Consider the following 24,257-nt stretch of genomic DNA (forward strand, 5'->3'; position numbering starts at 1 on the left):
GACCGCCCGAAGGAGTGCGAACGTGAACCAGATCGACCCCGCAGCGACCGCCTGGTTGTTGGCCAGCACCGCCCTGGTGCTTCTCATGACGCCGGGCCTGGCGATCTTCTACGGCGGGATGGTCCGCACCACTGGCGTTCTCAACATGATCATGATGAGCTTCATCGCGATCCCGTTGGTCACGGTCACGTGGTTGCTCGCCGGCTACAGCCTCGCGTTCTCGGACAGCAGTGCCGGCGGGGTGATCGGGGGCCTGTCACACCTCGGGCTGGGCGGAATCACCCCGGACACCGTGCACGGACAGGTGCCCGAACTCCTGTTCGTGACGTTCCAGCTCACGTTCGCGATCATCACCGCGGCTCTGGTCAGCGGCGCGATCGCCGACCGGGCCAAGTTCGCGGCATGGGTGGCCTTCGTCCCGCTGTGGGTGATCGTGGTGTATTCGGTTGTCGCGCACTGGGTATGGGCGCCCGACGGATGGATGATGCGCTGGGGTGTCTTGGACTACGCCGGTGGGTTGGTCGTCGAGATCGTCTCCGGCGCATCGGCGTTGGCGTTGGCGCTGGTGCTGGGGCCACGCATCGGGTTCAAGAAGGAGGCGATGCGGCCACACAATCTGCCGTTCGTCCTCCTCGGCGTCGGCCTGCTGTGGTTCGGGTGGTTCGGGTTCAACGCCGGGTCGGCGCTGGCCGCGAACGGGACGGCGGCGGCCATCTTCTTGAACACCCTGGTGGCCGGCTGCCTGGGCATGCTCGGATGGCTCACGGTCGAACAACTCCGTGACGGCAAGCCGACGACCTTCGGTGCGGCCTCCGGCGTGGTCGCCGGCCTGGTGGCGATCACACCGTCGTGCGGAACCGTCACCACGTTGGGCGCCGCGGCGGTGGGTGTCGCCGCCGGTGTGGTGTGTGCGTTCGCCATCGGTCTGAAGTTCCGGTTCGGATACGACGATTCCCTCGATGTGGTCGGGGTGCACTTCGTCGGCGGTGTCGTGGGGGTCCTGCTCATCGGTCTTCTCGCCTCGGAAACGATGACGGGCGGATCGAGCGGTCTCTTCTACGGCGGCGGCTTCGGTCAGCTCGGCAAACAGGCGGTGGCGGTCGTGGTGGTCGCGGGCTACGCGTTCGCGGCATCGTTCGTGCTGGCCATGGTGATCGACAAGATCATCGGCTTCCGCATCAGCGCCGAGGACGAGGTGTCGGGTGTGGACTTCTCGCAGCACGCCGAAACCGCCTATGCCGAAGGTGTTCACGGGCATGCCAGCGTGCACGGCGCACCGCCGCGCGCAGGCGTGTTCGGCACCTCTGGTCCGACGGCATCTCGGCCGGCTGCCTCGGGAGGGCACGCGCCACAGCAAGACTGACGTGCCCATGCTGTGAATATATGCACACGACGTATTCGACGGTGCGGTAAGTTACAGTAGCTAAGAACTTGTTCCGAAGGTCAGTCACAGCGTCGAGTCACCAGCGTCTCTCACGCATCCCGGGCTGGTCGCCGGGACGTCATTGGGTAGGTCGTAGTCGTTGACGCCGACGGGAGCGGTGCTGAATTGACCGATCTGGCAACGTCTGTGAATGTGCAGACCAGCCGCGCAATGCTGCGCCACATGCTGGTCGCGCGCGGCGTGGACGCTGAGGCGGTCCGCCTGCAGAACCAGGGCCGTGTCGATCTGTGGCTTTCGTGCCGCGGTCAGGAGGCCGCGCAGGTGGCCTCGGCAATGGCGATCGGTGAGACCACCACCATCTTCCCCAGTTATCGCGAACACGCTGTTGCGATCGTGCGTGGCATCGACGGCGTCGGACTGGTGGCGCAGTGGGCGGGCCGCACCTTCTGCGGGTGGAATCCACGCCACCACCGGTTCTTTCCGTACACGTTGGTGGTAGCTGCACAGACGCTTCACGCGGTCGGCTACGCGATCGCCCGTCGGCTGCAGAGTTTTTCCGAGATGGTGGTGGTCTATCTCGGCGACGGGGCGACCAGCGAGGGCGACGTGTCGGAAGCGATGAATCTCGCGGCGGTCGAATCGGTACCGGTGCTGTTCGTCGTGCAGAACAACGGATGGGCGATCTCCAAACCGAGCCATGAACAGATGCGCACGAGCATCGCCGAGCGGGCCCGCGGCTTCGGTATCACGTCGTGGTCCGTCCGCGCCGAGGATCCCGAACGGACCTATCTGCAGTGCCTCAGCGCGCGCGAGCACGTGGAGACCACAGGCACCCCGGGTCTGATCGAACTGCACACCACGAGAACGGCGGGGCACAGCAGTTCTGATGCGCACACGCTCTACCGCGACGAGCAGGAGTTGGCCGCTGCGGCAGCCAACGATCCGGTGCAGAACTACCGAAATCGGCTGTACTGCGCCGGAGTCGTGGACGACGCATGGCTCGCCGAGGTCGATCGCGACATCGAGGCGCACAGCCGCGCGATGGTGGAGGCATTCGGTCGATGACCACCGCGCGGCCCAGCTGCCTGGCCGAATCGCTCAACGGCGCGCTGTCCGAACTGATGGACAGCGACAGCTCGATCGTGTTGATCGGTCAGGACATCGGACGCCTGGGCGGGGTCTTCCGGGTCACCCGGGGCTTGCAGAGCCGCTTCGGAACCGGTCGGGTGCGCGACGCCGTGCTCGCCGAGTCATCGATCGTCGGCCAGGCGATCGGGATGTCGATGGCCGGCCTCAAACCCATCTGTGAGATCCAGTTCGACGGCTTCGTGTATCTGGCGATGAACCAGATCGTCACGCAGGCAGCCAGAATGATCACTCGCTGGAACGGTGAGCTCGACCTGCACCTGGTGGTACGGGTTCCCGTCGGCGGCGGCATCCGCGCGGTCGAGCACCACAGTGAATCCCCCGAGGCGCTGTTCGCCCACACCCCGGGCCTGCACGTCGCCTACCCGTCGTCGCCCGAGGATGCCGCCGCGATGCTCGACTACGCGTGCCACCTCGGCTCACCGGTGATCTTCTTCGAGCCCAAACGTCTGTACTGGCACCGAAGACGCCAAGCCAGGACGGATTCGCAACCCCGCTCGGCGCTCGGCGCCCGTGTGATCCGGCCCGGATCGGCGATCACCGTGGCCGGCTGGGGTGCGGTGCTCGAAGAGGTTCTGGCCGCTGCCGACGACCTGGCCGGTTCTGTCGACGTCGAGGTGGTGGACCTGCGCTGGATCGCACCGATGGACGTCGACACGGTACTCGCCTCCGTCTCCCGTACCAGGCGGCTGTTGATCGTGCACGAGGCGGTCGAATTCTGCGGTGTCGGTGCGGAATTGGCGGCCACGGTGAGTGAGCGGGCCTGGCATGAGCTGGCCGCCCCGGTACGCCGGTTGGCGCCGCCGCGCCACATCTACCCACCCGCGGACCTCGAGTCCGACCACCTGGTCGATCAGCCCGCCATCGTCCGCGCGATCGAGGAGATGTTCCGGTGAGCGGGGATTCGACGATCGACATCCACGTCCCGGACTTCGGTCACGGGCTGACCGACGCCCTGGTCGTGGAATGGCTGGTCTCCGTCGGCGATGTCGTCGAGCGCGGCGACGTGGTAGCCGTCCTCGAGACGGACAAGAGCAGTGTGGACCTGATGGCCGAAAAGTCAGGCACAGTAGTCGAAATCGTGGTCGACGCCAGGTCGATCACGACGTCAGGATCAGTGTTGTACAAACTCGACGAGCGACGGTGAAAGGTCGAAGGCGATGTCATCCATCGAAGAACGAATGAACACCATCATGCTCAAGATCGTCCAGCGTCGATCTCCCGACGCCGGCGTCGACGACTTCACCACCGCGATCTGGGATCTCGACCTGGACTCGCTCGATGTCGCCGAGCTCACCGAGCTCCTGGAGAAGGAGTTCAGCGTCGAAGCCGACCTCGAGCGCCTCGACGAGTGTGTCAGCCCCGCCGACATCAAGAACTACTTCCTGGGACTGATCGGCACACCATGAACGCCGGAATCGTCGACATCGTCACGGCCACAACGGGAGAGCACGTCCCAAACGCCTTCTTCGACTCCATCGGGCTCACCGACGAGTGGATTCGCCGCCGCACCGGAGTGGCTGCGCGGTGGTGGATGGACGACGACGAAGCCCTCGACGATGTCGCCGCGCGCGTCTGCGCGCCGCTGGTCGCCCGGCACGAGGGCACCCGCATCGCCGCGCTGCTGGTGGTGAGCAGTTCGGCCGGCGGTTCGGTGCCCGGGATCGCGCAGCGGGTGGCCACCAAGGCCGGATTACCCCAGGACATCTTGGCTTTCGACATGTCCGCGGCGTGCAGCGGTTTCATCTACGGTCTGATCTCCGGGTTGAGCCTGTGCGACGGCGGCGACGGTTCTGCGGTGATCGTGTGCTGCGTCGAGGCGATGTCGCGCATGCTGGACAAGACCGACCGCAATACGGGGCCGCTGTTCGGTGACGGCGCCGGCGCGGTCCTGATCGCCCCCCGGCCGGAGTTCCGCAAGCATCGCTGGCATGCCGGATCCGACGGCGCGGGCGCGGATCTGATGCGCGGTCAGGTCGGTCAAGGAATCACACTCGACGGTATCCGCGTCTACCATCGCGCCGTCCGCACGATGACCGAGACGGCGAAAATCCTGCAGGACGGTGACGTCGAACCGGCCATCGTCATCGGCCACCAAGCCAATTCGCGCATCCTGCAACGGGTCCGCGACGAAGCTGAGATCGGCGACGCGGTGTTCGTGGACTGCGTCGAGAACTTCGGCAACACCTCGGCGGCATCGATCCCGCTCGCACTGGGTGAATCACTGCGCCGCGGCAGTATTCCCACCGCGGGCCGGGCGCTGCTCGTCGCCTACGGTGCCGGTGAGGCGTGGGGAGGCGTCATGGTCGACTACGACTTCGACGACTACGACGCCGACCTCGCCGACGCCGGCCTCGACCCGGATGGGTGATCGTCCCGACGTCGTCCTCGTGACCGGCGCCTCCCGCGGGGTCGGCGCCGACGTCGCCGTCGGGGTGGCGCGTCCCGGCCGGCACGTTGTGGTCAACTACCGGGAGAAGGAGCGTCGCGCCGCAGAGGTCGTCACGACAGTGCGTGAGACGGGTGCCGGCGCGACGGCGGTGCAGGCGGACCTCTGCGACGAGCAGGCCGTGAGCGCGATGTTCGACCAGGTGTCCCGTCTGGGAACGCTGAAGGTATTGGTGCTCAACGCTTCTGGTGGTCTGGAGCGCCACGCCGACGCCGGCTACGCCCTGCGGCTCAACCGCGACGCGCAGGTGGACCTCACGCGGCGGGCCATGGCGATCATGCCGGCCGGGGCAGTGATCGTGTTCGTCACCAGCCATCCCGCGCATTTCTTCGATCGTCAACCGGTGCCCATCGCCGGCTACGCAGGGGTGGCGGAAAGCAAACATGCCGGTGAGGTGGCCCTGCGTGGGCTACAGCACGAATTCGACGATAAGGGCATCAGGTTCGTGGTGGTCTCGGGGGATCTGTTGGAAGGGTCGGTGGCACTGCGGCTGCTCCAGCGCGTCGACCCGGACGCGGTGGCGGCTCGGCGCGCGGCGGGGTCCCTGCCGACGGTCGCGGACTTCGCCGCGGCGATCGTCGCAGCGGTCGACGCACCGCTGCCGACCGGCGACACGATCTACGTGGGGTGAGGTTTCGAGCGTGAAGCGCGCCGCCGGGGCGGCTTCTCCTCGCGGGGTGGTTCTGCGGCACCCCGGTTGGTGAACCTGCCCAGGGTGGACACGCCCGGCATCGTGGAGACTGCACGGTAGACGTCGTTGCCGGTGGCCACCAGGGCCTCGAGTTGGGGGAGTAGCGCGTCGAGCGTGCGCAACATCGGATCGGCCAGCGCCAGATACCGTTCGGTTCGGTCGATCACCGCATTGAGACGCGCCGTGGCTGCCGCCAGGTTCTCGATCAGGTCGGGCATCTCAGCGGCCAGCTGAATGGAGGCGGGCGGGATGCGCATCGCAGTGGTCGCGACCGTCTGGGCCGCATCTGCCGCCGCCTGCGCCGCTGCCCTGATCTCCTTCGGGCTGGGGACTTTCTGAGGGGTCATGCATCAACGATGACGCATGCCGCCAAAGCCCGTGGGCTTTGGCGGCATGTGTCGGCCCGCTAAAACCAGACTTTTCGCCCGCCGACGGGACGGCCCACCGCGCCGAGAATCCACAGCACGACGCCGACGACAACAAGGATGGCGCCGATCGTGTAGAGGATCGACAGGCTGGTGAAATAGCCGATCAACAGAAGGATGATGCCGAGCACGATCATGGTCAATCCGATCTTCCGGGTCATGTTCACGTCACAATTGCATGGAAGGAATTACCAGTTCCGTCAAAACCAAACCGACCAAAGGCGTGCCGCCGAAGGCGCCCGCACGTCGGCCCGGTGAGGAACAGTGGTGGCATGCGCGAATATCTCGAGTTCTACATCGACGGTCAGTGGGTCCCGCCGGTGCGGCCCAACACCCTCGACGTCGAGGATCCGTCCACGGAGGAGGTCACCGGTCGCATCGCGCTGGGCTCCTCGGCGGACGTGGACGTCGCCGTCCAGGCCGCCCGGCGGGCGTTCGCCTCGTGGTCGCAGACCAGCCGGGACGACCGGCTCGAGATCTTGTCGGCGATCCTGACCGAGTACCGCGCCCGCGCTGGTGACCTGGCCGACGCGGTGCAGGAGGAAATGGGGGCGCCTCCGGCGCTCGCATCGGGACCTCAGGTCAACCTCGGGCTGGGCCACCTGCTCTCGGCCATCGAGACACTGAAGACCTTCGCGTTCGACGAGCAGCAGGGCAACACACATGTGGTTCGTGAGCCGATCGGTGTGTGTGGTCTCATCACGCCGTGGAACTGGCCCCTCAACCAGATCGCCTGCAAGGTGTTCCCCGCGCTGGCCACTGGCTGCACGATGGTGCTCAAGCCGTCGGAGGTGGCACCGTATTCGGCGCAGATCTTCACTGAGATCCTCGCTGCGGCTGGGCTTCCTGCAGGGGTGTACAACCTCGTGTACGGCGACGGTCCCGGGGTGGGGGCACCGCTGTCCGCGCATCCCGACATCGACATGGTCTCTTTCACGGGGTCGACCCGCGCCGGCGTCGAGGTCGCGAAGAACGCTGCCGCCACGGTCAAGCGGGTGACGCAGGAACTCGGCGGCAAGAGCCCGAACATCGTGCTCGACGACGATCGATTCGCCAAGAGCGTGGCCGCCGGAACGACGGCGATGATGCTCAACAGTGGCCAGAGCTGCAACGCCCCGTCACGCATGCTCGTTCCTGCGACGCGGATGACCGAGGCCGTCGACGCGGCGAGGGAGGCCGCGCAGGCCGTGCGCGTCGGCGATCCCGCGGACAAGGAGGCCATCGGGCCCGTGGCGTCGAGGGCCCAGTACGACAAGATCCAGGGCCTCATCGCCCGCGGCATCGACGAGGGGGCCACGCTGGTCACCGGTGGACCCGGTCGCCCCGACGGTCTCGATACCGGGTACTACGTCAGACCGACGGTGTTCGCTGACGTCACCAACGACATGACGATCGCGCGGGAGGAGATCTTCGGGCCGGTGCTGTGCATCCTCGGCTACGACGATCTCGACCACGCCGTCGAGATCGCCAACGACACCGAGTACGGACTCGCAGGGTACGTCTCGGGGGCCGACGCCGAACAGGCCCGCGCCGTCGCCAAGCGCATCCGAGCCGGTTCGGTCGCGATCAACCACGCCTTCGACATCGCGGCACCCTTCGGCGGGTACAAGCGCAGCGGCAACGGCCGCGAATGGGGCCGGTTCGGCTTCGACGAGTACCTCGAGATCAAGGCCGTGATGTCGGTGTAGTCGGTCACGCCGAGAAGGACCAGCGACACCGAAAGCGTGAGAGAAAGCGGCGAAATGTACACCTGCAACATCGATTTCGACCGCGTCGACGCCATCGACATCCACACCCATGTCGAGATCGACGGGCATGGGCACCGGGCGTACGACGACGTCCTGATCGAGGCGACGGCGAAGTACTTCAAGATGCCGCCCGGGATCGTCGCCAGTGTCGATGCCATCGCCGACCAGTACCGCCAGCACAACACCGCCGCGGTCGTGTTCACCATCGACGCTCGGCATGGGATGCGGCACATGCCGAACTCGATCGAGGACCTGGTGCTCGGCGCGGAGCGCAACAACGACGTGCTGATCCCGTTCGGCAGCGTGGATCCCCATCAGGGCCGGCATGCGGTGCACCGGGTGCACGAGCTGGTGCGCGATTTCGGCGTCAAGGGCTTCAAGTTCCACCCCAGCATGCAGGCGTTCGAACCCAATGACCGCGCCTACTACCCGATCTACCACGCGATCGCCGAAGCCGGTGTGCCAGCGCTGTTCCACACCGGGCAGACGGGGATGGGGTCAGGGCTTCCCGGCGGGTACGGCATCAAGCTGCGCTACAGCGACCCGATGCTGCTCGACGACGTCGCCGCCGACTTCCCGGAGCTGACGATCGTGATGGCCCACCCCGCGGTCCCGTGGGTCGATGCGCAGATCTCGATCGCCACGCACAAGCCGAACGTCTTCGTCGACCTGTCAGGGTGGAGCCCCAAGTACTTTCCGCCACAGCTGGTGCACGCGCTGAGCCGGCAGTTGCGCACCAAGGCACTGTTCGGGACCGATTTCCCGTATCTGCAACTCGACCGCTGGCGCCGCGACTTCGACACCCTGGACGTCGACCCCGCGGCGCTGCCGCTGATCTACAAGCAGAACGCGCTCCGAGTCCTCGGGGTCACCCCATGACCGCGAGCAGACGCGAACTCGCCTGAATCAGGCCAGATTCGCGCGAGTTCGCGTCTGCTCGCTCCGTCGTCAGGACTTTTTCTTCAGCGATTCGGGCTTGTGCACAGCGTCATTTCCGCTCTTGTCGCTGACCACCCGGTACTGCGGGTCTTCGTCGGATGCCCGCACCGTGCGCCCGGCCGCCTCGGTGTCGGAGGTGATCTTCTCCTCGACGGTGCCCTTGACGGTGTTGCCGTGGCTCTGCCAGGTGACCTTGTCGCCCTTGTGCAATTCGCTCATGCACGGCGAATACCCGGCCTGCAGATGGGCAGACCTGACCGAAAGGTGACGGTGGGTCAGCTCTTGACGAGGGTGAACTGGCCCAGTTCGCTGACGCCGCGGTTGAAGAAGTCGCTGCAGCCGACCAGGTACTTCATGTAGCGGTGGTACACCTCTTCCGAGGTCGCAGCGACTGCCTCGTCGTGATGGGCCTCGAGCGCTTCGGCCCACGTGTCGAGCGTGCGCACGTAATCGGCGTTGAGGAACTGCGTCTGCTCGAGGGTGAAGCCCGCCTGGCTGGACAGCTCGACGATGTTCTCCTCGCCGGGCACCGAACCGCCGGGGAAGATCTCCTTGGCGATGAACCGCATGAACTTCAGGTCCGTCATCGTGATCGGAATCCCCAGCTCCGGCCACTTCTTCAAGGGGTGCCCGAGGATGGCCTGCAGCAGCATGCGGCCACCATCGGGCAGCACACTGCTGCACATCTTGAAGAACGGTGCGTAGCGCTCCTGGGGGAACGCCTCGATCGCCTCGATGCTGATGATGCGGTCGACGGGTTCGTCGAATTGCTCCCAGCCGCGCAGCAGAATCCGGCGGCTGCGGTCGGTGTCGAGACCGTCGAGCAGTTCCTGCGCGAACTTGCACTGGTTGCGGCTCAGGGTCAACCCGACGACGTTGACGTCGTGCTTCTCGACCGCGCGCTGGAGCACCGAGCCCCACCCGCAGCCGATGTCGAGCAACGTCATACCCGGCTCGAGGTTGAGCTTGCCCAGCGCGAGATCGATCTTGGCCATCTGGGCCTCGGCGAGCGTCATGTCCTCACGCTCGTAGTACGCACAGCTGTAGGTCCGGGACGGATCCTGGAACAAACCGAAGAACTCGTCGGAGAGGTCGTAGTGCGCCTGCACCTCTTCGAAGTGAGGCGTCATGTCCTTGCTCGTATCGGACCGCCCTGCAGAGCCCTTACCCATTCCCCGACCGACCTCCATCTCATCCGCACAGACGGCGGACGTGCTCAAATTACTACACAGACGTCAATGCCTGCTTTTCACAGGTGAATTGCGCGACATCGGTGTAACCGTCCCGGAACAGGTCGGCGCAGCCCTGCAAATACTTGAGGAACCGCTCGTAGATCTCCTCGGAGGTGATCTCGATGGCCTCGTCCTTCTTGTTCTCGAGGTTCGAGGCCCACGCGTCGAGAGTCTTCACGTAATGGGGCTGCAGGTGCTGCTCGCGGGTGATCGTGTACCCGGCGTTGATCGCGTGGTCGCGCACCATCGATGCCAGCGGCAAGCGGCCACCGGGGTAGATGTAATCCATGATGAACTTGATGAACCGCACCTTCGACATGGTCAGGGGCAGTCCCTTGGCCTTGATCTCCTCATCCTCGGGGATGATGATCGTGTGCAGCATCATGACGCCGTCGTCGGGCATCCAGCTGTAGGTCTTCTTGAAGTAGTCGTCGTACTTGTTGAAGCCGAAGTGCTCGAACGCGCCGATTGACACGATCCGGTCGACCTGGCCCTCGAACTCCTCCCAGGGCTGCAGGCGCACCTCCATGCTGCGCTTGCTGGTGGAGTTGGCAAACCAGTGGTTCTCGATGTGTTCCTTCTGGTTCTCCGACAGCGTCAAGCCGATGACGTTGACGTCGTACTTCTCCACCGCGCGCATGATCGTCGCGCCCCAGCCGCAGCCGATGTCGAGCAGCGTCATTCCGGGCTTGAGACCGAGCTTGCCCAGCGACAGGTCGATCTTCGCCATCTGAGCCTGTTCGAGGGTGTAGTCGTCCTGCTCGAAGTAGGCGCAGCTGTAGACCTGGTTGGGGTCCTGCCACAGCCGGAAGAAGTCGTTGGAGATGTCGTAGTGGAACTGCACCTCTTGTTTGTCCGAGCCGCGGGTCTCCGACGCGGACTTCGAGAGCCACTTCGACTGGGCCGTGCCCTGCGGCTGATCGGTTTCGGTGTTCGACATTCGTCCATCCTCATCTGAGTTCGAGATTCACCTGCGGCACACGGCACGGGTACGCTGCTGACCCGCCCGGCCACGAGAAACTGGCTCCGCCGCCGACCATACCTTTCCTCTGCGCGCATCGGCAGGCGGCGTGCGGAACAAGAGCCAATCGAAAACTGCCAAAACGTCGGCGGGACGTCAAGATGGTCGGCATGGCCGAGCCCTTGTTCTATGTGAAGGCGTGCATCAACGGCGCGCGCACCCCGGATCAGCACTCGGGATTACCGGTGACCCCCGATCAGTTGGCGGCCGAAGCGGTGGCCGCCCACGCCGCAGGTGCGCGTGCCGTGCACCTGCACCCCAAGGACGCGCGGGGCGTCGACTCGCTGCTGGCCGCCGACGTGGCGTCAGCCGTGACGGCAGTCCGGGAAGCCGTTCCCGGCCTGCCTCTGGGCGTGACGACGGGATTCTGGGCGCTGCCCGACGCGCAGGAGCGCCGCCGTGCAATTGAAAGCTGGTCTGTCCTACCGGATTTCGCGTCGGTGAACTGGCATGAACCGGGTTCGCCCGAGCTTGCCGAGCTTCTGCTGTCCCGCGGGATCGGCGTAGAAGCCGGGATCTTTCATGTCGAGGCGGCGCAGGCGTGGGGGAGCTCTGAGGTGGCCGCACACTGCCTGCGGGTGATGGTCGAGCTGGGTGCCGACGGCGACGTCGCGACGGCTGACGAGGTGCTGGCGCAGGTCGCCGCGGCGGAATCGCCTGCCCCGGTGCTGTTGCACGGGCTCGACGACAGTTGCTGGCCGCTGCTGCAGCACGCCGGCGCGCGCGGGTTGCAGACCCGCATCGGGATGGAGGACACGCTGCTCCTGCCCGATGGCTCCGTGGCCGGCGGTAACGCGGCGTTGGTCGCGGCCGCGGTCGAGCTGCTCAGTCGGTAGGTGCCCCGAGGGCGAAGTCGGCGAAGTCGAAGCCGGGGACGACGACGCAGCTGACCAGGCAGGGTTGGTCGCCCTGGGGGCGGGCGCGTTGCCAGTGGCCCGGCGGCACGACGAACTGCGGATGTTCGCCGGCGAGGATGTCGGTGCCCAGCACATGGGTGGTGGCGCCGTCCTGCTCCGCGCCGACGTCGAGCAGTAGCGGGCCGCCGGAGTGGTACAGCCACAGTTCGGCGCTGCGCACGGTGTGCCACGCCGACTGCTGGCCGGGCATCAGTAGGAACAGGATGGCGGTGCCTGCGTTGCGGCTGCCGTTGTAGTCCGATGGGAGTGCCGACTCGGGCACGGTGAGCTCACTGCGCCACGTCTCGGTGAACCATCCGCCCTCGGGGTGCGGGGAAAGGTTCAGCCGACGCGCCCATTCGGGGAGATCGCTCATCGGCCCACCCTAGTAGTCTTTGCCCATGTCTCGCGCCCGTCCCGGCTGGCTGGTGGCAGTGTGCGCGCTGGTGGTGGCGGTCGGCGCCTGGTTGCCGTGGCTGCGGTCCTCAGCTGGGGGAGGTGGGCGCGCCAACGGGATCGGTGGGGTGGCCGGTGCGATGCCGGTGCCACCGCCCGGGTTCGGTGTCGGGCAACTGGTCGTGTTGTTGGCCTCAGCGTTGGTGGTGGCCGGCGCGATGGCGGCGCGGGGAGTCTCGGCGCGGATGGCTTCGACTGCGGCGCTGGCGATTTCGGTGATCCTGGTGGTGCTGGCGGTGTGGTTCTACCGGCTGTACGTGTACCCGCCGGTGTCGGCCGCCTACGGCCTCTACGTCGTCGGCGGCGTGGCGGCCGCGGCCGTGCTGCTGTCGATCTGGACGATGCTCGCGGCATGGAAGCGCTCGACCGGAATCGTTGGTGGGAGAGGGTGAACGGCTTCGTCGAGCCGGTAGAGCTGACCGGTGAGCACGGGGTGTCGCTGGAACCGCTGCGGGACGACCATGTCGCGGAGATCGAGGCCGTGGCCGCCGACGGGGAACTGGGCGGTCTGTGGTTCACGTCCGCGCCGAAGGTGGGGGAGGCCGGGCAGTGGGTCGCCGGCCGGTTGGCGGTGCAGGACCCGCAGACGGGGCTCACGTTCGTGGTGCGGGACCGCTCCGGTGCGGTCGTCGGGTCCTCGAGTTACCTTCACGTCGACGGGCCGAATCGTCGCGTGGAGATCGGCCACACCTGGTACGTCGCATCCGTGCGGCGGACCGCGGTCAACACCGCGACCAAGCTGTTGATGCTCGGCCACGCGTTCGATGACTTGAGTTGTGTCGCAGTCGAACTGCGCACCCATCACCTCAACCGTGACAGCCGTGCCGCGATCGAGAGACTCGGCGCCAAACTTGACGGCATCCTGCGCAGCCACCAGATACTGCCCGACGGCTCACGACGCGACACGGTCGTGTACTCGATCCTCGACATCGAATGGCCTGCCGTGCGGTCCAACCTCCGATTTCGGTTGGACCGCAACGGCTGACTTTCCTCACGCCGCAGGTGTGGCCCCGCGTTCGGCGGGCAGCGGAGGGGTGCTCGGGGCCGGCGCCTGGCCGGCCGGAGCGGGCGCCTGACCCGCGGGTCCACCAGGGGGCGGGGGCGGTGCCTGGTCGCCGGGGCCCCTCGGGCCGCCGCGGCCACCGGGACTGTCGGGGCCGCCGGGGGGAGGCGGCGGAGGCGCGTCCCGTCCGGGTCCTCGGTCCGGACCGCCCGGACCACCGGGACCGTCAGGTCCGCCCGGACCGCCGGGCCCGCCCGGGCCCCAGTCGTGCCGGCCCGGTCCGCCCGGACCCGACTCTGGACCGCCGGGTCCCCCCGGACCACCCGGGCCGTCCGGCCCCCAGAAGCCCGGGCCGGGTGGCGCAGGCTGCGCCACCGACGCGGTGCCGACCGACAGCGACATCATCGGATGCGCGTCGGCCAGCGTGCCGCCCAGAAACCCGATCACCAGACCCGCGGCGGCAGCGCCGACGGCCGCACCGACCGGGTGCCGGCTCGCGGGTTCGCGTACCGCGGCCCAGCGTCCCTTCGCTTCGGGCGCCGCGGCAGGGGGTGCGTAGTGCGGCTGCGATTCGGGGATGCGGTCGGTCTCGGGTGTGTCATCGGTGTGCTCGACCGTCGAATCGGTTTGCGGGCGATCATCGTTGGCCATGGGACCTCTTTCGTCGTGGGAACCTGGACTGGTCGCGACGCTAGGACCCGGTCATGAAGCCAACCTGAAGAGCGGCGGCCACGGCGGTTTCTTCAGACGGTCTTCAGAGAGCACCGGCCAGAATGGACCCATGGGCGCCACCGCAGACACCGATCGTGCCGCTGCCCGGGTGCTCGTTGTCGAGGACTCCCCGGCCATCCGCGAGATGGTGGTCGACGCGCTCGTGTCGGCCGGGTACGCCGCCGACGGCCGCGTCGACGGCAACGATCTGGAGGCGGCACTCGACGGCTACCGGCCGGACCTGGTGATCGTGGACATCATGCTGCCCGGCCGGGATGGTTTCGCGCTGGCCGACGTCGTCCGTCAGTGGGGCGACGTGGGGCTGATCATGCTGACCGCGCGCGATGGTCTCACCGATCGGTTGCGCGGCCTCGATGGCGGCGCCGACGATTACGTCGTCAAACCGTTCGAGGTGCCCGAACTCGTGTCCCGGGTCGGCGCCGTTCTGCGCCGCCGCGGGCGCCTGCCTGCGACGGTGCAGACCGGTGACCTCGTCGTCGACCGCGGTGCCGGCATCGCCTCGCGCGCCGGCGTCCCCCTCGGTCTGACCGCCACCGAATTCCGCCTCCTGGATTTTCTTCTCGATCAACGCGGCCGCATCGTCAGCGCGCACCAGATCCTCAATGCCGTCTGGGGTTACGCCTCCTACGACGACAACCTGGTACACGTCCACATCAGCAGCCTGCGGCGCAAGATGGAGGCGCACGGCCCGCGGATCCTGCACACCGTGCGCGGCATCGGCTACCGGTTGCAGGCCCGATGACGGCGACACCGTCGCTGCAGCGACGCGTGGTGATCGCCGTCCTGGTGTTCCTCACCGTCCTTCTCGTGGTGCTCGGCGTCGTCATCGACGTATCGATCGGCGCTCAGGCCCGACGAGACCTCAACAACCGCCTGCAGGCCGGTGTCACACGTGTCGATGCGCTGGCCCGTGCCGGAGTGCCGCCGTCGCAGTGGGTCGACGAGGTCAACGGTGGCGGCATCCGGGCCGCGGTTTTCGCCGCCGACGGCGAGCGGTACGGAGATCCCGCGATCGACCCCGACACCACGATCGGAGAGGACGTCCCGCCGCCACCGCCGCCGGGGCCTCCCGGCCGTGATCGTGGGCCGGGTCCGGATGGTCGCCGCCCGCCCCCGCCGCCGGACGCCACCGCGACGGTGATCGACCATCGGTTACCGGACGGCAGCCGGCTCATCCTGGTGGCCGACACGACCGCCACCTCGGCTCTGCTGCGGCAGTTGCGCATCCTCATGGTGGTCGCGGGCATCGCCGTGCTGCTGGTCACCGCGCTCGGCGTGCTGCTGATCGCCCGCGCCACGATGCTGCCCCTGACACGCCTGACCCAGGTCGCCGAGTCGATCGCCGCCGGCGACCGCGGCAGGCGGGTGCGGCCGGACCGTCCCGGCACCGAACTCGGCCGTGCCGCAGCAGCATTCGACACCATGGTGGATGCGCTGCAGTACTCGGAGAATCGCGCCCACCAGTCGGCGCAGGCCGCCGCGCAGGCAGAAGCCGCCACCCGCCGGTTCCTGGCCGATGCCGCCCACGAACTCCGCACCCCCATCGCCGGCATACACGCTGCCGCAGATCAACTCGTGTCCTCGGCTGTCCAGTACGACGACCCCGAGTCGGCCCGCCAGCGTCACCGGGCCGAACTGGTCCTCAACGAGGCACGCCGAGCGGGCAGGCTGGTCGCCGACATGCTCGACCTGAGCCGTATCGATGCCGGCTCACCGCTCGACCGGCGGCCATGCGATCTGGTGGCACTCGCCGACGCCGAGCGCGATCGCAGCGCGGTGCTGGCTCCCGGTCTGCAGATCCGGCGCAGCGGCGAGGCTGCGCTGCCGATCGTCGCCGACGCCATGCGCATCGCGCAGATCCTCGCCAACGTCGTCGACAACGCCCGCAGGCACACCCCGGCGGGCGGGGTGATCGACATCGACGTCCGCACTGCGGGTGATCGGGCGGTGCTGACCGTCACTGACACCGGTCCGGGCGTGCCGGATGATCAGCGGGAGCGCATCTTCGAGCGGTTGGTCCGTCTCGACGAGGCCCGCGATCGCGACCGCGGAGGCGCAGGGCTGGGCCTGCCGATAGCCCGAGCCCTGGCTCGGGCGCACGGCGGGGATCTGGTCAACGTGGTGCACCGGCCCGGGGCGCGGTTCGTTCTGACGCTGCCGCGACGGTGACACCAACGTGCGGTTCAACCGGACGAATCCGGTTGAACCGCAAGCGTTGTCAGTTGGTACTAGTTTGCGTCGACGGAGGTCGCCTCGATGGATGTCTGCGCGCCGGCGTGCTGGATCTCCACCTTTCGCGGCTTGGCCTTCTCGGCGACCGGGATCGTCACCGTCAGCACGCCGTTCTCGTAGGTCGCCGAGATCGCGCTGGTGTCGATCCCGTCGCCGAGGGAGAGCTGCCGGCGATAGCCGCCGAAGAACCGCTCGTTGGCCAGCCACTGCGCCGACTCGTCGGAGCGTGCTGTGCGATGAGCAGAGATGGTCAGCGTGCCGTTGTCGACGTTCACGTCGACCGACCCCGGGTCGACACCGGGCAGGTCGGCGGTCAGCACGTAGTGGTCGTCGATCTTGCAGAGGTCCATCGGCATGAAGCGCGGGACACGGTTTGATCCGGTCTGGCTGGTCAGCAAGCCCCGGGTCAGAGAATCAAGGTCACTGAACGGATCAAAGCGAAGCACAGCAATCCACCTCCTATGTCGTCCAGAGCCCGCCACCCTGGCGGGCGACCAAATCACTGTGCACCGCCGAGATTAGCACTCGACACCGGAGAGTGCCAAGAAGTTTTCGCCGGTTGTGTCAGCTGTCGGCGAACGCGACAGCGTCGGTCGCGGTGACCGCGGCGACGCGTCCCGGCGCGGCCTGAAAAGACCAGTAGAGATTCGTGTGGTCGATGACGGCGGGCACGGGCGGAGCGCCCCACGTCGTCTTGTCACCTGCGGTGTGAGCGTCGGCGACGAGGGTGACGTCATAACCCCTGACGAAGGCGCCGTGCAACGTACTGCGCACGCACGCATCGGTTTCCGCGCCGACGACGATCAATCGGCCGACGCTGCGGTCGGCCAGGGTGTGTTCCAGCGGGGTCGCTTCGAACGCGTCGCCGTAGGTCTTGTCGATGACGGGTTCGCCGTCGGCGGGGGAGAGCTCCGGCACGATCTGCCAGCCGTCGCTGCCGTGGCGCAGCTCGTCGTCATGGTGTCTCACCCACACGACAGCAACCTCCTCCCGGCGTGCCTGCTCGACCAGCCGGGCGATGTTGGCCACCGCGGCATCTCGTCGGAACGCGCTGTCGACGACGTCGTTCTGTACGTCGACGACGAGAAGCGCCGTCGCCGTCCGGTCCGCGAATGTGGTCATGACGTCATTATCTGCGCACCGCGCAGCGGTTCGAGGCACTGGTCGCAGATGAGCCGCGGATGGAACCTTCGCCCGCACGAGACGTGGGTGACGCGGACGGCCGGTCCGTCGGGATCGGGGTACCAGCGCTGCGCCCACGCCAGTGCGCACACGAGGACGGGGAGCAGTGCGCGGCCCTTGTCTGTCAGCAGGTAACGGCCCGCGACCGTGTGCAGAATCCCTTCGGCGATGAACACGGACAACCGGCCGGAGATCGTAGCCGGCGGTGCGCCGAGCTCGGCGTGGAAGTCGGTGAACCTGCCGATGCCGACGAACGCCGCCACCAGCAGTGCGAACCCCCAGCGGTCGCCGATGACGGTCATCGTCTGCGGGAACAGAACCCCGGAGCGCCGGTCGGGCGAGCGGCGGCGATTCGAGGTCAAGGGCACCGAACGCTGCCAGCCACCGCTCGGACCCCACTGCGCCACAAGCTCTTTCTCCGAGGTGACGGCCGCATCGCACGCCCGGCACGCCAGTCTCGGTGCGAACAGCGACCCGCAGGACGTGTGGCGCATCGCGGGCAGAGGCCGCGGATGATCAGTCACCCAGCTGCGCTCCCACTCCCAGATCGATGTCAGCATCGGCCACAGGGAGCGGCTCTTCGCCGTGGACGTGTACTCGACACGAGTCGGACGGGTCTGATACTCGCGCCGGCCCAACAGCTCTTCGTCGACCAGCGCGCGGAGGCGCCTCGACAGGACGGCATGGGACACGGGAAGCGCGTCGACGAAGTCGCCGTAGCGGGTGGCGCCGAGCAGCGTCTGCTGGATGATCAGCAGGCTCCACTCGTCGCCGAGGACGCCCAGCATCCGCGCGACGGCGTTCGGGGCGTCGATCACAACCCGATCGCGGCGGCCGCAGAATCCTCGTCGCGCCACCGCGGCAACTCCGACCCCGCCGCCCACGTCGAGTGGGTGCCGCTCGAGATCCGTTCGGGCAGTGCGAGTGTGCAGACCGGTCCGTCGGCGACCCGGGCCGCGTCGAACACCAGACAGTACGACGCGTCGGCGTTCATGTCGGTGGTCAACGTGATGAGGTAACCGTCGTCTTCGGCGGTACCACCCGGGCGGGGCGCCATCGCGGTCTCGCTGCCGTAGACGCCCTCGTCGAAGGCGAAGCGCTCCTCGCGGCCGGTGTGCAGGTCGTGCTTGAGCAGCCCGTCGAACAGGAACCAGGAGGGCTTGCCCGTCGCGGCGTAGGTGTAGCGGTGCGCGCGACCGGCGTGGTTGGGGTTGATCATGCCGAATTCGCTGATGCTGTCGGTCAATTGCTCCTCACGGACCTCGCCTGTCGCGAGGTTGAACCGCCAGCGGTGCAGCCGGGCCTGCATCCGGTCGAGTGCGAGGAACCGGAAGGCACGCTGCCACTTGTTGCCCATCCCGTTGTCGGCTGGTTCGGGATCGCCCTGGAAGAACCCGTCGAGCACGATCTCGTCGCCGTCTTCGTAGGCGTTGGGGAAATGCAGAACGTAGGTGGGGTCGGCCTCGAACCACCGGATCTGGGAGGCGTCGCCGCGACGCGGGATGACCGCGAACCGCGACGGGGTGTCGCGGTGGAAGCGCGGCAGATGCACATTGTGCTCGAGCAGCGCGGCGTCCCAGAACAGCGGAAAGTCGTTAAGGATCACGTAGTTCTCGGTGAACGCCATGTCGTGGGGCAGCCGCGGACCGGGGAGTCCGACGTCGACGGTGTGCACCACGTCGCCCGCGCCGCCGACCACGCCGTAGCGCAGGTAGGGCGCCTGCTTGCTGTAGCTGAAGTACAGCAGTTCATCGCCGTCGACCTTGGGGTGCGCGGACACTCCCCACTCGCGTGGGAAGCCGCCGTTCCAGTCCTCCTTGCCCAGCGCATCTCCGGTGCACGGATCGATGCGATAGAGATCGCCGCACTGGTAGTGGCTTGTCAACGCCACCCCGCGATGCACGACCACATCGGTCGACGACGCATCCTTCATCAATGTCCGTGCACCCCAGCCATAGTCACGGCGAGCGAGTTCGACCGGCTCGGCGATGCCCGGCCACAGCGGCCCGCCGGCCTCGTTCTCGGCGAGGAACCCGTCGGTACGGACGAAGCGGTTGCGGTAGAACGCCTTTCCGTCCCGGAAGCCGACGATGTGCAGCATGCCGTCACCGTCGAACGGGTGGTAGTTCTTGAGTGCCGGATGCAGCGGGTTCTCGGTGTTGCGCAGGTACGCCCCGTCGAGGTCGTCGGGAATGGTGCCGGCGACGACCTCGAGATCGTCGCTGTCCCACTCGGTGGTCTGCGGTCGCCAGGGGCCGGTGCGATAGGGGTGGTCGTCGTCCGGCGGCAGCGTGGACAAGAAGGAGGCGACCACTTCGGGATGGGTGCGCAGATTCATGAGTGACTCCCGACGACGAAGCTGACGGTGGTGGCCGTGCTGCCACCGAAGTTGAGGGTGCCGAACGTGGTTGCGCCGTCGACCTGATAGCCGCCGGCGGTACCGCTCACCTGACGGGCGGCGTCGAGGAGCATCCTGACTCCCGAGGCGCCGACGGGGTGGCCGCCGCCGATGAGCCCACCACTGGGGTTGATCGGGCACCGACCGTCGGGGTCGATGTCGCCGCTCTCGATGGCCTGCCACGACTGTCCCGGCTCGGTCAGTCCGATGTGGTCGATGGCGAGGTACTCGCTGGGGGTGAAGCAGTCGTGGACCTCGAAGCCGTCGATGTGGTCGAGGGTGAGGTGGGCTCGGTCGAAGGCGTCGTGAACGGCCGCGCGCACGTGGGGCAGCACATAGGGCGACTGTGCGGACCGCTGCAGCTTCTGATTCAGTCCGAGGCCGACGGTGCGGTGGCCCCAGCCGTCGATGCGGGCCAGCGGGTGTGCGCCAGGATGTGCGCGCAGCCAGCCGTCGGTGACCAGGACGATGCCGGCGCCCCCATCGGTGATCTGGCTGCAGTCGAAGCGGCGCAGCCTGCCCTCGACGCGCGGGTTGCTGACGTCGTCGGCGGTGAGCGGCTGCGGCACGGCCCAGGACCGGGTCTGGGCGTTCGGGTTGGTCTGCGCGTTGGCGAAGTTGCGCTCGGCGATGGCACGCAGATGGGCGTCGTCGAGCCCGTAGCGGCGGTTGTATTCGGCGGCGACGACGTCGAACATGTGCGGCCACATGTATTTCGCGTCGGCGCCTTCGTGGCCCGTCCACGCCGCGGTGCCGAGGATGGCCGTCGCGGTGTCACCGGGCACGGTCTTCTCCAGTTCGACGCCGATCACGAGCGCACTGTCGTAGGCGCCGGACCGCAGATCGGCGACGGCGGACAGGGTGGCGACGCTGCCGGAGGCGCAGGCGGCCTCGTGCCGGGTGGCGGGGGTGTCCCACAGGCCGTCGCACACCGTTGCCGGCATCGCGCCGAGGTGGCCTTGGCGCGCGAACAGCTCACCGAATGCATTGGCCACGTGGACGACGCCGATGTCGGTCGCGTCGACCCGGGCGGCGGTCAGTGTCGCATCGACGACCTCCGCCGTGAGTGCGGCGAAGTCGGACCCTTCCCGTTCGAGGTTGCGCGCGAAGTCGCTCTGGTAGCCGCCCAGGATCCAGACGCCGGCTGTGCTCACTCGCGTGACGCTACTACTTCACTTAGCAGAGTGACAGGGTCTAGGCGGTCTCGTCGGCTGCATGTCTGAACCGACGAGACCTGACAGACGTCTCGGTCGACCGACACCCCTGTCTGCGGCCCTGCATTGCCCGCACACCCGCACCGCAAACCCCGCGCGGTGTACGGTTCCTTTCGATGAAGGAGTTCACGAGGTCATGACCGGTTCGACCAACCGCGACCTGGCACTGCGGATGGCCGAGCTCGCCCGGGCGGTCGCCTCGCCGCGCAGCGTCGAAGACGTACTGTCCGATGTCACCCGAGAAGTGCTGGAGTTGATTCCCAGCACCGACGCTGCCGGCATCCTGTTCGTCGGCAAAGCTGGCCGCTTCGAGTCCGTCGCCGGCACCTCCGAGTTGCCGAACGAGCTGGACCGGCTGCAGATGAAGTACAGCGAAGGACCGTGCCTGGAGGCCGCTCTCGAGGAGACCATCGTGCGCGCCGACGACTTCGCCACCGAATCCCGCTGGCCCCGCTATTCGGCGGCCGCCGTGGAGTTGGGCGTACGCAGCGGTCTGTCGTTCAAGCTCTACACCAGCTCGCAGACCGCCGGGGCGCTGAACCTGTTCGCGGTCGAACCGAATGCATTCGACGCCGCCGACGAGAACATCGGTGCGGTCCTGGCGGCACACGCCGCCGCCGCGATCCTCGCCAGCCGCCATCACGAGCAGCTGCAGTCGGCGCTGTCCACGCGTGACCGCATCGGTCAGGCCAAGGGCATCATCATGGAGCGCTACAACGTCGACGACGTCGCGGCTTTCGACATGCTGCGCCGGCTCTCGCAGGACAGCAACACCAAGCTGACCGACATCGCCGAGCGCGTGATCGAAACCCGGGGCAACTGAGGGTTCACCCGCCGATCAGCAGGGCGCTGGTCACGAGCATGACCGCGGCGGTGCCGCCGTGCACCCCGTAGGCGATGGACCGGGGGCCGCGGTTGCCGACCACGACCAGGGCGTCGCCGAGGGGGATGATCGTGGCGGCCAGAATGACCCAGCCGATGGGGTGGGTGGCGTGAGCGAGCATCAGCACGATGACGATGACCCCGGTGGCGATGTCGCGAATGCCCTTCACGCTTAGGTAGGCGCGAGCGCCGGGCCGGTCGATCTCCAGGGGCACGCCGTAGCCCGCGGCGGCCACGGTCGGGGCGACGAGAAATCTGACGCCGATGGCGATGATGGCGACGGCGAGAAGGCCGGCGAGGACGTAGCCGATGGTGATGATCACGAGGTCTCCTGGTCGAGAAGGGTGGTGTGTACAGCGAGGATGTCGGTGATGTCGAAACCGGCCATGTCGGCCGCGAACTCGAGGCTCGCCATGACCCGGTGGGTGACCTCATCGGGGTCGGCGCCCGACGGATAGGAGACGACGGCGAACAGTCGGCGGGAGCCTGGGTCGGTCCACACGGCGTGGGTGGTGACGCCGAAGGACGCGAAGGTGGTGAGGTGGCGTTGCCAATGCACATCGGCGTAGCGATGCAGCGCCTCGGGTGAACGCAGCGTGTAGGTCCTGAGCTGGAACATGATCAGCTCAGTAGGGCGAGGCACGCCGCGGCCACGGCCACGCCTTGCAGGGAGGCGCGGGCGGTGATGATGGAGTCCCACTTTGCTTGCAGCGCACGGCTGTTCGTGGGTGTGCGGCCGACGTCGGCGGCTTCGGCGAGTTGACGGTTGATGGGCGCGCTGAGTCGGGTGTAGAGCAGAAGCCAGATCAGCAGAGCCGCCGTGGCGATGCCTGCGGCAACGGCCTGCACCCAGTGGGCCGTCACTGCGGCGGTGACGGTGGCGACCAGCGCGCCGAGGATGCCGAGCACGCCGGGCACGGGCATGCGGCGGTCTCCGTAGCGGTGTACCTGGCCCATGACGGCCACGAGGGCGTCATCGCCGACGTGTGCCAGTGCCGGGCGCATCACCATCGCGCAGAACACATCGGTGCCGTACACGACGCCGGTGCCGAGCACCGTGACGATCGCGGCGATGCGGATCAACAGGTCGAGGTCCATCGGGACTCCCTCGTTCGAGTAAGGTGTTAGCGACGCTAACCCTTACAGCGAACGTCAGCAATAGCAGTGCTATTCCCGTGATGCGCCGCTAACTGCCAGGTAACCGCATGCCGCATGGCTTTAGGTCAAGCCTCGAGGCGCTCGGGCCGCCTGGCGTCCGACCCTGCGGCGGATAGGCGGGCGTACTCCGAGGGCGAGCACCCTGCCACTCGTGCGAACGCGGTCGTGAAGGCGGTCGCCGACTGGTAGCCGACCACTTGAGCCACGCGCGCGACGGTGGCGCGATCGGTCCGCAGCAGATCCTTCGCCAAGGCCACCCGCCACTCGAGGAGGTACTGCATGGGCGTCAAACCCACTGTCCCGGTGAATCTTTGCGCAAACACTGAGCGCGACACCGCGGCCACGCGGGCGAGGTGCTCGACTGTCCAGCCGCGGGCGACGTCCGCGTGCAGTGCGCGCAGTGCCGGGGCGAGCACCGGGTCGGCGAGGCCGGCGATCAACCCCCGGCCACGGCTGCCCAGCTCTGGTGCGCCAGGGAGCCGGGCGGCCTCGATGACGAGCACCTCGACGAGACGCTTGAGGATCACGTCACGACTGGGTCCGTCGGTGTCTGCTTCCTCGGTGATCAGCTCGACCAGGCGAGTCAGCCGGGCCGCTCCGGGCTGGCCCCCGCGCACCACGATCACCGGTGGAAGGAGAGCGACCAGCAGCGAGGCGCTGGCCGGGTCGAAGCGGAAGTAGCCGCCGAGCATGCGCATGGTGATCGGCGCGGAGGAGTCGCCGTGGTGGGTGTCGCGTGAGTGATCGAGCGGCGAGAACACGGCGGGCGCGTCCTGGTGGCTGCGCATCGTGAATTCGGGCGTTTGAGGGAAGAGTAGGAAATCGCCACGCTGCAGTTCGATCTCGTCGAGACCGGCGGGCTCCAGCAGGCACGATCCCTCGAGCATGAGACAGAACGCGGGGTCGCCGTAACGTGGCTTCCGGACGCCCCACTGGCCGTCGCCGCTGATGACCTTGGCCAGGACTGCTTCCGGGCGCAGCAGCGACATCAACTCCTCCATCGGTTCGGTGTCGCCCATGCCGCAGACGCTAGCGCGGCGACTCCTCGGCCGCCGACGTCCGAAGCGAG

Annotated in this window: 31 protein-coding genes; 15 read left to right on the top strand and 16 right to left on the bottom strand. The window is 67.5% G+C overall.

Annotation, left to right across the window (positions count from 1 at the left end; all coding sequences use genetic code 11):
• The first annotated feature begins 22 nt into the window (after positions 1-22).
• The 7 genes from ACZYYX_RS14105 (at position 23) to ACZYYX_RS14135 (ending at position 5,610) form a co-directional block, all read left to right on the top strand.
• Positions 23-1,363: an ammonium transporter gene (locus ACZYYX_RS14105; protein ID WP_463815142.1), complete on the top strand. Its 1,341-nt coding sequence runs from the start codon at positions 23-25 to the stop codon at positions 1,361-1,363.
• A gap of 186 nt (positions 1,364-1,549) precedes the next feature.
• On the top strand, positions 1,550-2,449 hold the full coding sequence (locus ACZYYX_RS14110; RefSeq protein WP_463815143.1) for a thiamine pyrophosphate-dependent dehydrogenase E1 component subunit alpha: 900 nt from the start codon (positions 1,550-1,552) through the stop codon (positions 2,447-2,449).
• Positions 2,446-3,426 carry an alpha-ketoacid dehydrogenase subunit beta gene (locus ACZYYX_RS14115; protein WP_463815144.1) on the top strand — a complete coding sequence of 327 codons (981 nt, stop codon included), beginning with the start codon at positions 2,446-2,448 and terminating at the stop codon, positions 3,424-3,426. The genes ACZYYX_RS14110 and ACZYYX_RS14115 overlap by 4 nt, the downstream gene beginning before the upstream one ends.
• On the top strand, positions 3,423-3,677 hold the full coding sequence (locus ACZYYX_RS14120) for a biotin/lipoyl-containing protein (RefSeq protein ID WP_463815145.1): 255 nt from the start codon (positions 3,423-3,425) through the stop codon (positions 3,675-3,677). The genes ACZYYX_RS14115 and ACZYYX_RS14120 overlap by 4 nt, the downstream gene beginning before the upstream one ends.
• A gap of 13 nt (positions 3,678-3,690) precedes the next feature.
• Entirely contained in the window at positions 3,691-3,939 is a 249-nt protein-coding gene (locus tag ACZYYX_RS14125) for an acyl carrier protein (RefSeq protein ID WP_463815146.1), read from the top strand.
• Positions 3,936-4,901 (top strand): 3-oxoacyl-[acyl-carrier-protein] synthase III C-terminal domain-containing protein, encoded by a 966-nt coding sequence (locus tag ACZYYX_RS14130; protein WP_463815147.1) that lies wholly within the window; start codon positions 3,936-3,938, stop codon positions 4,899-4,901. Before ACZYYX_RS14125 ends, ACZYYX_RS14130 begins: the two co-directional genes overlap by 4 nt.
• The gene (locus tag ACZYYX_RS14135; protein WP_463815148.1) at positions 4,894-5,610 is read left to right on the top strand and encodes an SDR family oxidoreductase; all 717 of its coding nucleotides are present in this window, start codon (positions 4,894-4,896) and stop codon (positions 5,608-5,610) included. Before ACZYYX_RS14130 ends, ACZYYX_RS14135 begins: the two co-directional genes overlap by 8 nt.
• On the opposite strand, the gene ACZYYX_RS14140 is transcribed toward ACZYYX_RS14135, so the two are convergent.
• Both ACZYYX_RS14140 and ACZYYX_RS14145 read right to left on the bottom strand, forming a co-directional pair.
• On the bottom strand, positions 5,598-6,017 hold the full coding sequence (locus ACZYYX_RS14140; protein ID WP_463815149.1) for a hypothetical protein: 420 nt from the start codon (positions 6,015-6,017) through the stop codon (positions 5,598-5,600). The two genes, ACZYYX_RS14135 and ACZYYX_RS14140, sit on opposite strands and share 13 nt — an antisense overlap.
• 59 nt (positions 6,018-6,076) lie before the next feature.
• Entirely contained in the window at positions 6,077-6,262 is a 186-nt protein-coding gene (locus ACZYYX_RS14145; RefSeq protein ID WP_463815847.1) for a hypothetical protein, read from the bottom strand.
• Between the two features lie 105 nt (positions 6,263-6,367).
• Here ACZYYX_RS14145 and ACZYYX_RS14150 point away from each other — a divergent pair, with 105 nt between their 5' ends.
• Complete coding sequence (locus ACZYYX_RS14150) at positions 6,368-7,783, top strand: aldehyde dehydrogenase family protein (RefSeq protein ID WP_463815150.1); 1,416 nt, start codon at positions 6,368-6,370, stop codon at positions 7,781-7,783.
• 54 nt (positions 7,784-7,837) lie between these two features.
• Positions 7,838-8,722, top strand: coding sequence for an amidohydrolase family protein (locus ACZYYX_RS14155; protein WP_463815151.1), 885 nt, complete (start codon positions 7,838-7,840; stop codon positions 8,720-8,722).
• 69 nt (positions 8,723-8,791) lie between these two features.
• Here ACZYYX_RS14155 and ACZYYX_RS14160 read toward each other — a convergent pair whose 3' ends face one another.
• Genes ACZYYX_RS14160 through ACZYYX_RS14170 form a run of 3 tightly spaced genes read right to left on the bottom strand, consistent with a single transcriptional unit; the run spans position 8,792 to position 10,954 of the window.
• Positions 8,792-9,001 (bottom strand): hypervirulence associated TUDOR domain-containing protein, encoded by a 210-nt coding sequence (locus tag ACZYYX_RS14160; protein WP_463815152.1) that lies wholly within the window; start codon positions 8,999-9,001, stop codon positions 8,792-8,794.
• Positions 9,002-9,057: 56 nt separating this feature from the next.
• Positions 9,058-9,954, bottom strand: a complete 897-nt coding sequence (locus ACZYYX_RS14165) for a cyclopropane mycolic acid synthase family methyltransferase (RefSeq protein ID WP_463815153.1) — start codon at positions 9,952-9,954, stop codon at positions 9,058-9,060.
• Between the two features lie 52 nt (positions 9,955-10,006).
• Positions 10,007-10,954, bottom strand: coding sequence for a cyclopropane mycolic acid synthase family methyltransferase (locus tag ACZYYX_RS14170; protein ID WP_463815154.1), 948 nt, complete (start codon positions 10,952-10,954; stop codon positions 10,007-10,009).
• A 191-nt stretch (positions 10,955-11,145) separates the two neighbouring features.
• Here ACZYYX_RS14170 and ACZYYX_RS14175 point away from each other — a divergent pair, with 191 nt between their 5' ends.
• Positions 11,146-11,871, top strand: a complete 726-nt coding sequence (locus tag ACZYYX_RS14175) for a 3-keto-5-aminohexanoate cleavage protein (protein ID WP_463815155.1) — start codon at positions 11,146-11,148, stop codon at positions 11,869-11,871.
• Here ACZYYX_RS14175 and ACZYYX_RS14180 read toward each other — a convergent pair.
• Complete coding sequence (locus ACZYYX_RS14180; RefSeq protein WP_463815156.1) at positions 11,861-12,307, bottom strand: cupin domain-containing protein; 447 nt, start codon at positions 12,305-12,307, stop codon at positions 11,861-11,863. The genes ACZYYX_RS14175 and ACZYYX_RS14180 overlap by 11 nt on opposite strands.
• A gap of 25 nt (positions 12,308-12,332) precedes the next feature.
• Here ACZYYX_RS14180 and ACZYYX_RS14185 point away from each other — a divergent pair, with 25 nt between their 5' ends.
• Together ACZYYX_RS14185 and ACZYYX_RS14190 are read left to right on the top strand one after the other, a co-directional pair.
• Positions 12,333-12,779: a hypothetical protein gene (locus ACZYYX_RS14185; protein ID WP_463815157.1), complete on the top strand. Its 447-nt coding sequence runs from the start codon at positions 12,333-12,335 to the stop codon at positions 12,777-12,779.
• Positions 12,776-13,372 carry a GNAT family N-acetyltransferase gene (locus ACZYYX_RS14190; protein ID WP_463815799.1) on the top strand — a complete coding sequence of 199 codons (597 nt, stop codon included), beginning with the start codon at positions 12,776-12,778 and terminating at the stop codon, positions 13,370-13,372. Before ACZYYX_RS14185 ends, ACZYYX_RS14190 begins: the two co-directional genes overlap by 4 nt.
• A 6-nt stretch (positions 13,373-13,378) precedes the next feature.
• On the opposite strand, the gene ACZYYX_RS14195 is transcribed toward ACZYYX_RS14190, so the two are convergent.
• Positions 13,379-14,041: a hypothetical protein gene (locus tag ACZYYX_RS14195; RefSeq protein WP_463815158.1), complete on the bottom strand. Its 663-nt coding sequence runs from the start codon at positions 14,039-14,041 to the stop codon at positions 13,379-13,381.
• Positions 14,042-14,171: 130 nt separating this feature from the next.
• Between ACZYYX_RS14195 and ACZYYX_RS14200 the strand changes: the two genes are divergently transcribed.
• Together ACZYYX_RS14200 and ACZYYX_RS14205 are read left to right on the top strand one after the other, a co-directional pair.
• Entirely contained in the window at positions 14,172-14,864 is a 693-nt protein-coding gene (locus ACZYYX_RS14200) for a response regulator transcription factor (protein WP_463815159.1), read from the top strand.
• Positions 14,861-16,291 carry an ATP-binding protein gene (locus ACZYYX_RS14205; protein WP_463815160.1) on the top strand — a complete coding sequence of 477 codons (1,431 nt, stop codon included), beginning with the start codon at positions 14,861-14,863 and terminating at the stop codon, positions 16,289-16,291. The genes ACZYYX_RS14200 and ACZYYX_RS14205 overlap by 4 nt, the downstream gene beginning before the upstream one ends.
• A gap of 59 nt (positions 16,292-16,350) precedes the next feature.
• Here the strand turns inward: ACZYYX_RS14205 and ACZYYX_RS14210 are convergent, their stop codons facing one another.
• The 5 genes from ACZYYX_RS14210 to ACZYYX_RS14230 all read right to left on the bottom strand — a co-directional run bounded on the left by ACZYYX_RS14210 (position 16,351) and on the right by ACZYYX_RS14230 (position 21,088).
• Positions 16,351-16,800 (bottom strand): Hsp20/alpha crystallin family protein, encoded by a 450-nt coding sequence (locus tag ACZYYX_RS14210; protein ID WP_463815161.1) that lies wholly within the window; start codon positions 16,798-16,800, stop codon positions 16,351-16,353.
• 118 nt (positions 16,801-16,918) lie between these two features.
• Positions 16,919-17,476 carry an isochorismatase family protein gene (locus ACZYYX_RS14215; protein WP_463815162.1) on the bottom strand — a complete coding sequence of 186 codons (558 nt, stop codon included), beginning with the start codon at positions 17,474-17,476 and terminating at the stop codon, positions 16,919-16,921.
• Entirely contained in the window at positions 17,473-18,324 is an 852-nt protein-coding gene (locus ACZYYX_RS14220) for a winged helix-turn-helix transcriptional regulator (protein ID WP_463815800.1), read from the bottom strand. The genes ACZYYX_RS14215 and ACZYYX_RS14220 overlap by 4 nt, the downstream gene beginning before the upstream one ends.
• A 26-nt stretch (positions 18,325-18,350) precedes the next feature.
• Complete coding sequence (locus tag ACZYYX_RS14225; protein WP_463815164.1) at positions 18,351-19,874, bottom strand: carotenoid oxygenase family protein; 1,524 nt, start codon at positions 19,872-19,874, stop codon at positions 18,351-18,353.
• A complete protein-coding gene (locus tag ACZYYX_RS14230; RefSeq protein ID WP_463815165.1) occupies positions 19,871-21,088 on the bottom strand; it encodes an acetyl-CoA acetyltransferase in 1,218 nt (405 codons plus the stop codon). The genes ACZYYX_RS14225 and ACZYYX_RS14230 overlap by 4 nt, the downstream gene beginning before the upstream one ends.
• Before the next feature lie 196 nt (positions 21,089-21,284).
• On the opposite strand from ACZYYX_RS14230, the gene ACZYYX_RS14235 reads away from it, so the two are divergent.
• The gene (locus ACZYYX_RS14235; protein ID WP_463815166.1) at positions 21,285-21,971 is read left to right on the top strand and encodes a GAF and ANTAR domain-containing protein; all 687 of its coding nucleotides are present in this window, start codon (positions 21,285-21,287) and stop codon (positions 21,969-21,971) included.
• A 4-nt stretch (positions 21,972-21,975) separates the two neighbouring features.
• Here ACZYYX_RS14235 and ACZYYX_RS14240 read toward each other — a convergent pair whose 3' ends face one another.
• The 4 genes from ACZYYX_RS14240 to ACZYYX_RS14255 form a co-directional block, all read right to left on the bottom strand.
• Positions 21,976-22,350 (bottom strand): DUF4267 domain-containing protein, encoded by a 375-nt coding sequence (locus ACZYYX_RS14240; protein WP_463815801.1) that lies wholly within the window; start codon positions 22,348-22,350, stop codon positions 21,976-21,978.
• Positions 22,350-22,649 carry an NIPSNAP domain-containing protein gene (locus ACZYYX_RS14245; protein WP_463815167.1) on the bottom strand — a complete coding sequence of 100 codons (300 nt, stop codon included), beginning with the start codon at positions 22,647-22,649 and terminating at the stop codon, positions 22,350-22,352. Before ACZYYX_RS14245 ends, ACZYYX_RS14240 begins: the two co-directional genes overlap by 1 nt.
• A 2-nt stretch (positions 22,650-22,651) precedes the next feature.
• Positions 22,652-23,128 carry a DUF1772 domain-containing protein gene (locus ACZYYX_RS14250; protein ID WP_463815168.1) on the bottom strand — a complete coding sequence of 159 codons (477 nt, stop codon included), beginning with the start codon at positions 23,126-23,128 and terminating at the stop codon, positions 22,652-22,654.
• A 125-nt stretch (positions 23,129-23,253) separates the two neighbouring features.
• Positions 23,254-24,207 (bottom strand): AraC family transcriptional regulator, encoded by a 954-nt coding sequence (locus tag ACZYYX_RS14255; RefSeq protein ID WP_463815169.1) that lies wholly within the window; start codon positions 24,205-24,207, stop codon positions 23,254-23,256.
• Positions 24,208-24,257: the final 50 nt, after the last annotated feature.

The sequence above is a fragment of the Mycobacterium sp. IDUB_1 genome, assembly GCF_055419625.1.

Bases quoted from the DNA above. Each gene is read 5' to 3' on its own strand.
- ACZYYX_RS14180 (WP_463815156.1), bottom strand. From the start codon at position 12,307: ATGAGCGATCTCCCCGAATGGGCGCGTCGGCTGAACCTTTCCCCGCAC.
- ACZYYX_RS14195 (WP_463815158.1), bottom strand. From the start codon at position 14,041: ATGGCCAACGATGATCGCCCGCAAACCGATTCGACGGTCGAGCACACC.
- ACZYYX_RS14170 (WP_463815154.1), bottom strand. From the start codon at position 10,954: ATGTCGAACACCGAAACCGATCAGCCGCAGGGCACGGCCCAGTCGAAG.
- ACZYYX_RS14235 (WP_463815166.1), top strand. From the start codon at position 21,285: ATGACCGGTTCGACCAACCGCGACCTGGCACTGCGGATGGCCGAGCTC.
- ACZYYX_RS14140 (WP_463815149.1), bottom strand. From the start codon at position 6,017: ATGACCCCTCAGAAAGTCCCCAGCCCGAAGGAGATCAGGGCAGCGGCG.
- ACZYYX_RS14135 (WP_463815148.1), top strand. From the start codon at position 4,894: ATGGGTGATCGTCCCGACGTCGTCCTCGTGACCGGCGCCTCCCGCGGG.
- ACZYYX_RS14185 (WP_463815157.1), top strand. From the start codon at position 12,333: ATGTCTCGCGCCCGTCCCGGCTGGCTGGTGGCAGTGTGCGCGCTGGTG.
- ACZYYX_RS14225 (WP_463815164.1), bottom strand. From the start codon at position 19,874: ATGAATCTGCGCACCCATCCCGAAGTGGTCGCCTCCTTCTTGTCCACG.
- ACZYYX_RS14175 (WP_463815155.1), top strand. From the start codon at position 11,146: ATGGCCGAGCCCTTGTTCTATGTGAAGGCGTGCATCAACGGCGCGCGC.
- ACZYYX_RS14245 (WP_463815167.1), bottom strand. From the start codon at position 22,649: ATGTTCCAGCTCAGGACCTACACGCTGCGTTCACCCGAGGCGCTGCAT.
- ACZYYX_RS14165 (WP_463815153.1), bottom strand. From the start codon at position 9,954: ATGGGTAAGGGCTCTGCAGGGCGGTCCGATACGAGCAAGGACATGACG.
- ACZYYX_RS14125 (WP_463815146.1), top strand. From the start codon at position 3,691: ATGTCATCCATCGAAGAACGAATGAACACCATCATGCTCAAGATCGTC.
- ACZYYX_RS14255 (WP_463815169.1), bottom strand. From the start codon at position 24,207: ATGGGCGACACCGAACCGATGGAGGAGTTGATGTCGCTGCTGCGCCCG.
- ACZYYX_RS14215 (WP_463815162.1), bottom strand. From the start codon at position 17,476: ATGACCACATTCGCGGACCGGACGGCGACGGCGCTTCTCGTCGTCGAC.
- ACZYYX_RS14155 (WP_463815151.1), top strand. From the start codon at position 7,838: ATGTACACCTGCAACATCGATTTCGACCGCGTCGACGCCATCGACATC.
- ACZYYX_RS14205 (WP_463815160.1), top strand. From the start codon at position 14,861: ATGACGGCGACACCGTCGCTGCAGCGACGCGTGGTGATCGCCGTCCTG.
- ACZYYX_RS14115 (WP_463815144.1), top strand. From the start codon at position 2,446: ATGACCACCGCGCGGCCCAGCTGCCTGGCCGAATCGCTCAACGGCGCG.
- ACZYYX_RS14160 (WP_463815152.1), bottom strand. From the start codon at position 9,001: ATGAGCGAATTGCACAAGGGCGACAAGGTCACCTGGCAGAGCCACGGC.
- ACZYYX_RS14220 (WP_463815800.1), bottom strand. From the start codon at position 18,324: ATGCTGGGCGTCCTCGGCGACGAGTGGAGCCTGCTGATCATCCAGCAG.
- ACZYYX_RS14150 (WP_463815150.1), top strand. From the start codon at position 6,368: ATGCGCGAATATCTCGAGTTCTACATCGACGGTCAGTGGGTCCCGCCG.
- ACZYYX_RS14200 (WP_463815159.1), top strand. From the start codon at position 14,172: ATGGGCGCCACCGCAGACACCGATCGTGCCGCTGCCCGGGTGCTCGTT.
- ACZYYX_RS14250 (WP_463815168.1), bottom strand. From the start codon at position 23,128: ATGGACCTCGACCTGTTGATCCGCATCGCCGCGATCGTCACGGTGCTC.
- ACZYYX_RS14130 (WP_463815147.1), top strand. From the start codon at position 3,936: ATGAACGCCGGAATCGTCGACATCGTCACGGCCACAACGGGAGAGCAC.